The sequence below is a fragment of the Pandoraea sp. LA3 genome, assembly GCF_022696215.1.
GTDB classification, from domain to species: Bacteria; Pseudomonadota; Gammaproteobacteria; order Burkholderiales; family Burkholderiaceae; genus Pandoraea; species Pandoraea capi.
Map to the genome: position 1 here is coordinate 17183 of NZ_PTPY01000034.1, position 11580 is coordinate 28762.

The window sequence follows — 11580 nt, forward strand, 5'->3', positions numbered from 1 at the left end:
TAAGCTACGACCTCCGGTTGGATGAACCGGGGCTCAGGTCGGCGTAACTGGGGAAAATCAGCGGTGCTTCAGTGAGGAATTCAGACGATGCACGCGCGCAGCAACGGACCAAGCCCGGTGGAGCGGGCTAGTAGTCGTAGCGAGAGGGAGAATTGCGCGGTGATCATGTGGCACATGAGAGCACAGATTTTCGGACGCTGTCAACCATGATGTGTCGCCTCCTCCCTCGACATCACCTCACCGCGCCTCCAGCGGCACGGCAGAAGTGCATTTGATTTCATCGAGACAGACGCTCGATTTCACGGCACTCACGCCAGGAATGCGCATGAGCGTATCGAGCAGGAAGTCCGACAGCGCCTTCAGATCGCGGGCCACGACCTTGAGCACGTAGTCGATGTCGCCCGTCACGGAAAAGCACTCCTGAATCTGCGCCAGCTCCGCGACCAGTCCCTTGAAGTTCGACAGGTCGCGGATATGGCCGCGCTCCATCGTCACGTGGACGAAGGCAACCACGCCGAGTCCGAGGCGCTGTGCGTCGAGCCGGGCGTCATACCCCTTGATCACGCCCAGTTCCTCGAGACGGCGATGACGGCGCAGTGTCTGCGCCGGCGACAGCTTGATCGCTTCGGCCAGTTCGAGATTCGAAATCCGCCCGTGAGACTGCAAGATCCCCAACAAACGTACGTCAATCCGGTCCATCTCAATGTCACGCACTTTTATTTCCCATCGAATGCCAATGCAGAAATATTAGTGCATAACCTAGGGTTTCCCTAGCACAGTTACGAAATCCTATTTTGTCCCGGCGCACTTACACTGCCCCTCATGAAATGACGCAAAGTCACTCACAAAGCGAGAAACGGCAAGGGTTCCAACACCCGGAACGAACGAATTGTGATATCCCGACCCATCGGTCAGGCAAACACAATTTTGTTTCTCCCTTGTGAGGTCAACCGTCATCCCTGCAAATCACTTCACCAAGCCGAGACGATCATGGCCGACCTGTTTGACAACCCGATGCAACTGATGGGCTTCGAATTCGTGGAATTCGCCTCCCCCACGCCGAATGTCCTCGAACCGATTTTCGAACAGATGGGCTTCTCGCTCATCGCGCGGCACCGCTCGAAGGACGTGCTGCTGTACCGTCAGGGCGAAGTCAACTTCATCGTGAACCGCGAGCCGAACAGCGAAGCGGCCTACTTCGCGGCCGAACATGGCCCGAGCGCCTGCGGCATGGCATTCCGCGTCAAAGACTCGCACAAGGCGTACGCCCGTGCGCTGGAACTCGGCGCGCAGCCCGTCGAGATCGAGACGGGGCCGATGGAACTGCGTCTGCCCGCCATCAAGGGCATCGGCGGCGCGCCGCTGTATCTGATCGACCGCTTCGAAGAAGGCAAGTCGATCTATGACATCGATTTCGAATACCTCGAAGGCGTCGACCGTCATCCGGTCGGCCACGGCCTGCGCCTCATCGATCACCTGACGCACAACGTCTATCGTGGCCGCATGAGCTACTGGGCCAACTTCTACGAGAAGCTGTTCAACTTCCGCGAAATCCGTTACTTCGACATTTCTGGCGAATACACGGGCCTGGCGTCCAAGGCCATGACGGCGCCCGATGGTAAAATCCGCATTCCCCTGAACGAGGAATCGGCCAAGGGCAGCGGCCAGATCGAAGAATTCCTGATGGCCTTCAACGGCGAAGGCATTCAGCACATCGCCTTCCTCACCGACAATCTGATCCAGGTCATCGACAACCTGCAAATGGCAGGCGTCGACCTCATGACCGCGCCGAACGACTTCTACTACGATGCGCTCGAAACCCGTCTCCCGGGTCATGGTCAGCCGGTTGGCGAGCTCAAGGCGCGCGGCATTCTGCTCGACGGCACGACCGAGAACGGCAAGCCGCGTCTGCTGCTGCAAATCTTCTCGAAGACGTTGCTCGGCCCGGTGTTCTTCGAATTCATTCAACGCGAAGGCGACGACGGGTTCGGCGAAGGCAACTTCAAGGCGCTGTTCGAATCGCTCGAACGCGACCAGATCGAACGCGGCACGCTCAAGGTCTGAGTTCCGGGGCAGACGTGGTCGTCCGCACACGCGATTGCGCGGACGATCCCAAAGGACACGGTGACGGCGTCATAAGCGCCGCGCCGTGGCGGCTCAACGGTGCCGGTTCGTTCCGACCGAACGAAAAGAGAGCATTGCGCAAAGCACCGCGCCGCAGGGTAACGATAGGGTAAGGAACGACATGTCCGCCAATGCAGCACAAGACGGCTCGCTTCACCGCGGCCTGAAGAATCGTCACATCCAATTGATCGCGCTAGGTGGCGCGATCGGCACCGGCCTCTTTCTCGGCATCGCCCAAACCATCAAGACCGCCGGCCCCTCCGTTCTGCTGGGCTACGCCATCGCCGGCATCGTCGCCTTCTTCATCATGCGACAGCTCGGCGAAATGGTCGTCGACGAACCCGTCGCCGGTTCGTTCAGTTACTTCGCCAACAAGTATTGCGGTCAGTTCGCGGGCTTCGTGTCCGGATGGAACTACTGGGTGCTGTACGTGCTGGTCTCGATGGCAGAACTCTCCGCCGTCGGCATCTACGTGCAGTACTGGTGGCCCGCGATTCCCACGTGGGTCTCGGCACTCGTGTGCTTCGGCATCATCAACGCCATCAATCTCTCCAGCGTGAAGTCGTATGGCGAGATGGAATTCTGGTTCGCCATCATCAAGGTCGCCGCCATCGTCGGCATGATCGGGTTCGGCGGCTACCTGCTCTTCTCCGGCAACGCCGGCCCCGAAGCGAGCGTCGCCAACCTGTGGCAACACGGCGGCTTCTTCCCGAATGGCGTGTCCGGTCTAGTCATGGCGATGGCCGTCATCATGTTCTCCTTCGGCGGGCTCGAACTGGTCGGCATTACGGCAGCGGAAGCGGACGATCCGTCGCGCACCATTCCGCGCGCCACCAATCAGGTCATCTACCGCATTCTGATCTTCTACGTGGGCGCGCTCGGCGTGCTGCTCTCGCTGTACCCGTGGGAGAAAGTCGTGACCGGCGGCAGCCCGTTCGTGCTGATCTTCCATGAGCTGAACAGCAACTTCGTCGCGCACGTGCTCAACGCCGTGGTGCTCACCGCCGCCCTGTCCGTCTACAACAGCGGCGTGTACTGCAACAGCCGCATGCTCTACGGTCTGGCCGGTCAGGGCAATGCGCCGCGCGCGCTGCTCAAGGTCAATTCCCGAGGCATTCCGCTGGCCGCGCTCGGCGTGTCTGCCGCCGCGACCGCCGTGTGCGTGGTGATCAACTACTTCATGCCGGGCAAGGCGTTCGAACTGCTGATGGGGCTGGTCGTCTCGGCCCTCATCATCAACTGGGCGATGATCAGCGTGATTCACCTCGCGTTTCGCCGTGCCAAGGCGCGCGCCGGGCAGACCACGATCTTCAGGAGTCTCGGTTATCCGCTCACGAACTACCTTTGCCTCGCGTTCCTCGCCGGGATTCTGGTCGTGATGTACCTGATCCCCGATCTGCGCCTGTCCGTCTATCTGATTCCGGTGTGGCTGGTCGCGCTGGGCATCGGGTACCGCCTGCGTCAGAAAAACGGCGCCGCCCCGGTTCCGGTCAGCGCAACGCGTTAAATATCAGTCAACGCGTCACCCCATGCCGCTCCGGGCGTCTGCCGCCCGGGGCGCACCCGGCAGTGCCGCACTAGCGGTATCATCAGTCGTTTGAGGCAACCGACGACGCCGGACGCCAAACTGCGTCCGACGTCCTCCGCAGTCCATGACCGGCACCGCGCTCGGGCAGGGGCTGGCCCGGCGCTTATGCGCCCGCATCACCGACTTTCTTTCGTTTTTTCAGGAACTGCCATGTTCGAACACATCGATGCCTATCCCGGTGACCCGATCCTCTCGCTGAACGAAAACTTCGCGAAGGATCCGCGTACCAACAAGGTCAACCTGAGCATCGGCATCTATTACGACGACGCCGGACGTCTGCAGGTCATGAATGCGGTCCGTCAGGCCGAGGCCCTGCTGCTGGCCGAAGTCGGTCCGAAGCCGTATCTGCCGATGGCCGGTTTCGCCAACTTTCGCGACGCCGTGCAAGGTCTGGTGTTCGGTGAAGATTCGCCGGCGCGCAAGAACGGCAGCATCGCCACCGTGCAGACGCTCGGCGGCTCGGGTGCACTCAAGGTCGGCGCCGACTTCATCAAGCGCTACTTCCCGGATTCGCAGGTGTGGGTGAGCGATCCGACGTGGGACAACCACCGCTTCATCTTCGAGCGCGCCGGTTTCACCGTGAATACGTACCCGTATTACGACGAAGCCACCGGCGGCCTGCAATTCGAAGCGATGGTCGACGCCATCGACAAGCTGCCGGCACGCAGCGTGGTGCTGCTGCACGCGTGCTGCCACAACCCGACCGGCGTCGATCTGAACGACGCGCAATGGGTGCAACTGATCGAAGTGATCAAGCAGCGCGAACTGCTGCCCTTCGTCGACATGGCGTATCAGGGCTTCGGTTCGGGCATCGACGCCGATGCGTTCGTGATTCGCGAACTGGCGCGTCAGGGTCTGCCGGCCTTCGTCGCCAATTCGTTCTCGAAGAACTTCTCGCTGTACGGCGAGCGTTGCGGCGGCCTGTCGGTCATCTGCGAATCGTCGGAAGCGGCCGACCGTGTGCTGGGTCAACTGACGAGCGCCGTGCGCTCGAACTACAGCAACCCGCCGACGCATGGCGCGAAGATCGTCGCGAAGGTGCTGAGCACGCCGGAGCTGCGCAAGTCGTGGGAAGACGAACTCTCGGCGATGTGCCAGCGCATCACCCGCATGCGCGGCGCCATCCATGAAGGTCTGCGCGGTCACGTGCCGGACAACATGCTCACGCGTTATCTGGAACAGCGCGGCATGTTCACCTACACGGGTCTGACGGCCGCACAGGTCGATGTGCTGCGCGAAACCCATGGCGTCTACCTCATCCGCTCGGGCCGTATGTGCGTGGCCGGTCTGAACGAGAGCAACGTTGCCGTGGTGGCCGAGAGCATCGCCAAGGTGCTGAACGGCTGAGGATCTGCGGGAACGGGGGAAACCCGGTCAAGGCAATGACCCGGGCGTCGACGGAACACCGATCGAACGCTGACGAAAAAGGGACGGCAACTGCCGTCCCTTTTTTTATGCGTCATCCATCATGCATTCCGACGCTTCACGACGCCTTGCGCAGGAACGCCAGCAGATCGGCGTTCACCTTGTCCGCTTCGACCGTGCACATGCCATGCGCGCCACCCGGATAGATCTTCAACGTGGCGTTCTTGACGATCTGCGCCGTGAGCTTGCCCGAATCGTCGATGGGCACGATCTGGTCGTCGTCGCCGTGCAGCACCAGCGTCGGTACGTCGATCTTCTTCAGGTCCTCGGTGTAATCGACCTCGGAGAACTCCTTGACGCACAGATACTGGCCAAGGTGCGAGCCCCACATCCCCTGCAACCAGAACGCATCGATCACGCCTTGCGACGGCTTGGCGTTCGGACGGTTGTAGCCGTAGAACGGCACCGCCAGATCCTTGTAGAACTGCGAGCGATTGGCGGCGACGTTCGTGCGAATTTCGTCGAATACCGCGATGGGCAGGCCGCCGGGATTCTTGTCCGACTTGACCATGACGGGCGGCACGGCGCCGATGAGCACGGCCTGTGCGGCACGCTTCGTGCCATGACGTCCGAGGTAGTGAGCGACTTCGCCGCCACCGGTGGAGTGGCCGATGAACGTGGCGTCCTTCAGATCGAGATGCTCGACGAGTGCCGCGAGGTCGTCGGCGTAAGTGTCCATGTCGTTGCCGGTGCCCGGCTGGTCGGAGCGGCCGTGGCCGCGACGGTCGTGCGCGATCACGCGAAAACCGTGCTGAACCAGGAACAGCATCTGGGCGTCCCAGGCGTCGGCGCTGAGCGGCCAGCCGTGGGAGAACACGACCGGGCGGCCACTGCCCCAGTCCTTGTAGAAAATCGAAGTGCCATCCTTCGTCTTGAACGTGCTCATGGTGTCATCCTTGCGCAGTGCGCGATAGAACCTAAGAACGATAGCGAGGGGTCGCGACGTGGCGCCGGTGAAGGCGGGGAATGCCACGTCACGACACGACTGACAGCGCGGCGTAATTGAAATTACTGCGTGAAATTACCGCGTGAGATCACTGCGCGAAATTACCGCATGAAATGACGGCGAGAAACAGCAGCGGGAAACTCAGCCGCTCAGCCCAAATCGCAGCAAAACCAACGGCCGGCCAGTGTGACAGGACTTCGCACGTCGGCACGTTGACCAACGGCGGCGAAGGCTTTCAATTTAAGGCGTCGGTGAGCGCAGTTGCAAGGTGAGAATTTTTGACGCGCAAATGAGTGACATTCACGAAACCTCGCTCACGTCTGTCATGAAAGGGATCCTGATGTTGCAGGCGGGCGCGGCGGTAGCGAGGCCCGTCGGACGTAGCAAGACGCGACGACCCGCCCGATCGACTCGTCAGCACGTCCGGGCGCTTGGCGTTATATTGGGCGTCCCGCGGTGTTGTCGGCCGCTTACACGAATGCGTCGATCCCCATGTCCGATCAGTCCGCCGAATTGTCCCAGTTTCCGATCACGCGCAAGTGGCCTGCTGCGCATCCGGAACGTCTGCAACTGTATTCGCTGCCCACGCCCAACGGCGTGAAGGTATCGATCATGCTCGAAGAAATCGGGCTGCCGTACGAAGTCCATCTCGTGAGCTTTCAGACCGACGACCAACTCTCGTCGGAATTCCTGTCGCTCAACCCCAACAACAAGATTCCCGCAATCCTCGATCCGAACGGCCCCGGCGGCAAGCCGCTGCCGCTGTTCGAGTCGGGCGCGATCCTCTGGTACCTCGCCGAGAAGACCGGCAAGCTGCTGCCCGTCGATCCGGCCGCGCGCTACGAAACACTGCAATGGGTGATGTTCCAGATGGGCGGCGTCGGCCCGATGTTCGGGCAACTGGGCTTCTTCCACAAGTTCGCCGGCAAGGAGTACGAAGACAAGCGTCCGCGCGACCGCTACGTTGCCGAATCGAAGCGTCTGCTCGCCGTGCTCGATGCGCGTCTGGCCGATCACCAGTGGATCATGGGCGACGAGTACACCATTGCCGACATCGCCACGTTCCCGTGGATCCGCAATCTCGTCGGTTTCTATGAAGCCGGCGAGCTGATCGGCTTCGATCAGTTCAAGCACGTGCAGCGTGCGCTCGGGGCATTCGTCGCCCGCCCGGCCGTGATTCGCGGGCTGGACATTCCGAAGCGCCCCGCCTGAGCGCCACGCCTTGCGATATCGCGATCTGCGTCACGAAAAAAAACCGGCGCATCGATGAGATGGCCGGCTTGAGATCGCGATGTTGCACGAGGAGGTAAAACCCCGCCGGACGTCGGACCGACGACCCGGCGGGTACAACAGGAACAGCAAGAAGAGAATTACAAAACTGCACAAGTACCGCGTTGCTGCATAGCGTTGGTACGGTGGTCAGTACAGTGATTGATACGGTGATGCAGGTGAACCGGTAGGTTCGACGTCCGCACCTGCGGACGTCAGGTCGGCCTGTTAAGCAGACTTCTTGAAGCGTGCCGCTTCTTCCGAGCCGCCCGTGGCGTTACCGGCACTGTACGAGTGCGCGCCCACGCCGGCGAGCTTGCCGCCCTGCACGATCAGATACTCGTTGCGGATCGGACGATTCTCGAAATAGCACTCCAGAATTTCGCGCGTCCCGGCGGCGTAACGCGTTTGCGCCGAGAGGCTCGTGCCGGAGATGTGCGGCGTCATGCCGTGATGCGGCATGGTGCGCCACGGGTGATCGGCCGGTGCCGGTTGCGGGAACCACACATCACCGCCGTAGCCTGCAAGCTGACCGCTCTCGAGGGCGGCAGCGACTGCGTCGCGATCGCACAGCTTGCCGCGTGCCGTGTTGATCAGGTAAGCGCCGCGCTTGAAGTGCTTCAGGCTGTCGGCGTTGATCATGTGCTCCGTTTCCGGATGCAGCGGGCAGTTCAGCGTAACCACGTCGCAAGCCTTCGCGAGGCTCTCCAGGCTCGTGTGGTGCGTGAGGTTCAGTTCCTTCTCGACCGACTCCGGCAGGCGGTGGCGATCGAGGTAGTGCAGATGCGTGCCGAACGGCTTCATCAGACGCAGCACCCGCAGGCCGATACGCCCAGCGGCAACCGTGCCGACGTGCATGCCTTCCAGATCGTACGAACGCTCGACGCAATCGGCGATGTTCCAGCCGCCCTTGAGCACCCAGTTGTACGACGGCAGGTAGTTACGCACGAGGGCGAGCGTCGTCATCATCACGTGTTCGGCAACGCTGTTGCTGTTGCAATACGTGACTTCCGCGACGGTGATGCCATGCTCCATCGCTGCCTGAAGATCGGTGTGATCCGAGCCGATACCGGCGGTCACGATCATCTTCAGCTTCTTGGCGCGCTTGATGCGCTCGGCCGTCATGTAAGCGGGCCAGAACGGTTGCGAGATCACGATTTCGGCATCGGCCAGTTCGCGATCGAGCACGCTGTTGTCGCCATCCTTGCTCGACGTCACCACGAGTTGGTGGCCGTTCGATTCGAGGTACTTGCGCAGGCCCAGCTCGCCCGACACGCTGCCAAGCAGTGCGCCCGGCTGGAAGTCGATGGCGCGCGGCGTCGGCAGCGTCTGACCGTCGGGGTAGCACTCGATCTTCGGCAGATCGTCGCGGGCGTAGGTCTTCGGGTATCCGGTAACGGGGTCGTCGTACAGAACACAAACAATCTTGGCCATGGTGTCTCGCTCCTGAATGGTTATTTGCAAGATGTCTGCTTGGCGGCGCATGCCGGCGTCGCTGCATTGAGGCCAATGATCGGTGTATGTGTTTCGTCTGGAAAATCGTTCCGGCTGATCGGTTGATCGGCGAGACCTATCAATCGTTGGCGAGGGCCAAGAGGTGCCAGCAGGCGGACGTGAATCGCACAACGCCGTCGCGCACGAACGGGTCGAAGGCCTCGACGATCGCATCGACGACCCGTTCACGATCCGGCGGTGCCAGCCGCGTCAGTGCCAGGCCGACCGGACCGACCTGCGACGCGTAATCCCGCAGATCGGCCTGCGCGAACGTGCACTCGAAGTCCACCGGCGAGAGCGTGACATCGGTCCAACCGGCAGACGTCAGAATGCCGGAGACGCGCTCCCGATCCGCAAAACCGAACTGCCCCGGCGCGCCCGCCCGTCGCGGTGGCAAGTCGCTCAGTAGTGGTCTGGCGGCGCGATCGGAGACCGTCATGAACGCATTGTCGTCGGCGCTACGCCACGCGAGGGCATGCAGCGATGCCCCGGGCCGTGCACACGCACGCAGGTTGCTGAACGCCGCCACAGGATCGTCGAAGAACATCACCCCGAGTCGCGAGACGATGACGTCGAAGTGCGCGGGCGGGAATACGTGCGTTTGCGCGTCGGCACACACAAACGCTACCGGCGAACGTGCATGCGCCGCACGAGTGCGCGCTTCGGCAATCATCGGTGCGGAAATGTCCGCCCCGGTGAGTTGCCACGGATGTCCCAACGCGTTGGCGAGCGCCAGCGTCGTCCCCCCGGTGCCACAACCGACGTCGAGCATGCGCCCCGACGGCGTGTGCTGCGCGACGTCGCGAGCGCGGTCGATGAGGAATCTCGCGAGCGGCACGAACATCTGGTCGAGTACGGCGCGATTGTTCACCCACACGTTGCCCGACCGCCCGTTCCAAAGCTCGGACTGATCGCGGTTGGATGACGTGATGGGGGCAGGGTTGGCTGCGGCGATGGATTCGTTGCGTGGATCGGTCATTGGCAAACCTCATGAAGCCTGTGTTTGAGGTGCACGCCGAACGGACGTCAGTCGATCCCCATGACGTTCCGGCGTCCGTCCGGTATCGCGCACGTCATCGAGTGTGCCAATTCAAGCCGACTTGAGGTCAAGCGCTATTTTCACGACGTGCCCGCACGCAGACAGCGACGTTCGATGCCATCACGCCGTGACATCGAAGGCGTCGTGATAACGCACGGTTCCCGACGGCACGTTGTTATCGAACGCGACGATCTGGAAATACTCGGCAGGCACGCCCGGGAGCGAAACGCCTGGCTCGGCGCGGAATCCGAATCGTCCATAGTACGCAGGGTCGCCAAGCACCACACAGCCCGAGGCGCCGAGACGACGCAGCGCATCGAGCGCCTCATGCATGAGCCGGCTGCCGACGCCGCCGCCTTGCCGGTCAGGCGCGACGGAAATCGGCCCGAGGCCGTACCAATGCGCACTGCCATCGGAAATCGTTACCGGCGATACGGCGACGTGACCGATAACGGTGTCGCGATCGAGCGCCACGAGCGACACGGTCAACTGCCCCTCGCGGCGAAGGGCTGCGACGATGAACTGTTCGGTATGTGCCGTGTGCGGTGCGTCGCGAAATGCGGCGATCGTCAGCGCGTGGACGGCATCGATATCGGCTGGGGTTTCGTTTCGGATGATGAGCGTCATGGCGGCATTGTATGCCCGCACTCATGGCCCGGGCACGGCCCTGCCCGCCGGTTCCAGGGCGCGGCATGAGGTCCATGTCACCCGCTCGTCACGTCAGACGGTCAGCAAGGCATCGAGTCGCGTCTGCAAGTCCACCGCTCTGAACGACGCAACAGCCGCTTCCAGCAACGGGGGACGTGGTTGCCGTTCGCGCAGAATCAGGCCGATCTCGCGGTGCAACGCGGGTTGCAGCGGTACCGCATGCAGCTCGTCGCGCATCTCGGCCAGGCACAGCACGCTGTGCGGCACGATGCTGAAGAGACCGGCGCATCGCACGTGCGCGTACAACGCCATGAGCGAATCCGTCTCGACTCGTGGCGACGCCGAGGTGCCCGCCCTCGCCAGCGCCGCATCGATCCCCTGACGGCACTGCATATTGCCCGTGAGCAGGCATAGCGGCAGCTTCGCGGCCTCGTGCCATGACAATGACGTGCGCCCGGCCAGCGCCGACTCGTCACGGGCAATCAGCACGTAACGCTCGCGAAACAGGGAGATGGTCTCGAACTCGCGCAGACGCGGATCGTCGAGATAGCTGAGCCCCACATCCAGATCGAGTTCGGAGAGTTGTCGTAGCGCCTGCGTGGCCGACAGCGTGAAGACTTCATGGCGCATGCCGGGGAAGTCGCGCAGGCACGCATCGGTGAGCAATGGCACCAGCGGCAACGCCGTGGGAATCGCACCGATGCGCAGGCATCCGGTGACCTCACGACGACTGGCGCTCGCCTCCTGACGCAATCCCTCGCAGTCGGCCAGCACCTGACGCGCCCACGCCAGCACCCGCTCCCCCTCCGGCGTGAAGCCTTCGAAACGACGACCGCGCCGCACGATCGGCAACCCGAATTCCTCCTCGATGCTCCGGATCGCGCCGGAGAGCGTCGGCTGCGACACGTTGCACAGTTCGGCAGCACGCCGGAAATGCTGCGCCTGCGCGAGCGCTACGAGATAACTCAACTGCCGGATGAACATGCCCGTGTCTCCCCCAGGTCACTCTGCACCGTCCATGGCGCAAAGGCTGCGGCAGACGCATTC

10 protein-coding genes are annotated in these 11580 nt (G+C 62.3%); 4 read left to right on the forward strand and 6 right to left on the reverse strand.

Annotation, left to right across the window (positions count from 1 at the left end; genetic code table 11):
- Positions 1 to 237: 237 nt before the first annotated feature.
- Positions 238 to 714, reverse strand: coding sequence for an Lrp/AsnC family transcriptional regulator (locus C5N93_RS14290; RefSeq protein ID WP_150721936.1), 477 nt, complete (start codon positions 712 to 714; stop codon positions 238 to 240).
- A 276-nt stretch (positions 715 to 990) separates the two neighbouring features.
- On the opposite strand from C5N93_RS14290, the gene hppD reads away from it, so the two are divergent.
- The 3 genes from hppD (at position 991) to C5N93_RS14305 (ending at position 5059) form a co-directional block, all read left to right on the forward strand.
- Positions 991 to 2064, forward strand: coding sequence for a 4-hydroxyphenylpyruvate dioxygenase (hppD, locus tag C5N93_RS14295; RefSeq protein ID WP_069340440.1), 1074 nt, complete (start codon positions 991 to 993; stop codon positions 2062 to 2064).
- A gap of 181 nt (positions 2065 to 2245) precedes the next feature.
- On the forward strand, positions 2246 to 3631 hold the full coding sequence (locus tag C5N93_RS14300; protein WP_242559784.1) for an amino acid permease: 1386 nt from the start codon (positions 2246 to 2248) through the stop codon (positions 3629 to 3631).
- A gap of 231 nt (positions 3632 to 3862) precedes the next feature.
- Complete coding sequence (locus C5N93_RS14305) at positions 3863 to 5059, forward strand: amino acid aminotransferase (RefSeq protein ID WP_242559785.1); 1197 nt, start codon at positions 3863 to 3865, stop codon at positions 5057 to 5059.
- A 136-nt stretch (positions 5060 to 5195) separates the two neighbouring features.
- Here C5N93_RS14305 and C5N93_RS14310 read toward each other — a convergent pair whose 3' ends face one another.
- Positions 5196 to 6023, reverse strand: coding sequence for an alpha/beta hydrolase (locus tag C5N93_RS14310; protein ID WP_242559786.1), 828 nt, complete (start codon positions 6021 to 6023; stop codon positions 5196 to 5198).
- Between the two features lie 552 nt (positions 6024 to 6575).
- Here C5N93_RS14310 and C5N93_RS14315 point away from each other — a divergent pair.
- Complete coding sequence (locus C5N93_RS14315) at positions 6576 to 7295, forward strand: glutathione binding-like protein (protein WP_069340441.1); 720 nt, start codon at positions 6576 to 6578, stop codon at positions 7293 to 7295.
- A gap of 285 nt (positions 7296 to 7580) precedes the next feature.
- Here the strand turns inward: C5N93_RS14315 and C5N93_RS14320 are convergent, their stop codons facing one another.
- The 4 genes from C5N93_RS14320 to C5N93_RS14335 form a co-directional block, all read right to left on the reverse strand.
- Positions 7581 to 8786 carry an NAD-dependent formate dehydrogenase gene (locus C5N93_RS14320; RefSeq protein ID WP_069340173.1) on the reverse strand — a complete coding sequence of 402 codons (1206 nt, stop codon included), beginning with the start codon at positions 8784 to 8786 and terminating at the stop codon, positions 7581 to 7583.
- 139 nt (positions 8787 to 8925) lie between these two features.
- A complete protein-coding gene (locus C5N93_RS14325) occupies positions 8926 to 9825 on the reverse strand; it encodes a class I SAM-dependent methyltransferase (protein ID WP_242559787.1) in 900 nt (299 codons plus the stop codon).
- A gap of 180 nt (positions 9826 to 10005) precedes the next feature.
- Positions 10006 to 10512 carry an N-acetyltransferase gene (locus C5N93_RS14330; protein WP_242559788.1) on the reverse strand — a complete coding sequence of 169 codons (507 nt, stop codon included), beginning with the start codon at positions 10510 to 10512 and terminating at the stop codon, positions 10006 to 10008.
- A gap of 93 nt (positions 10513 to 10605) precedes the next feature.
- The gene (locus C5N93_RS14335; RefSeq protein WP_069340176.1) at positions 10606 to 11517 is read right to left on the reverse strand and encodes a LysR substrate-binding domain-containing protein; all 912 of its coding nucleotides are present in this window, start codon (positions 11515 to 11517) and stop codon (positions 10606 to 10608) included.
- Positions 11518 to 11580: the final 63 nt, after the last annotated feature.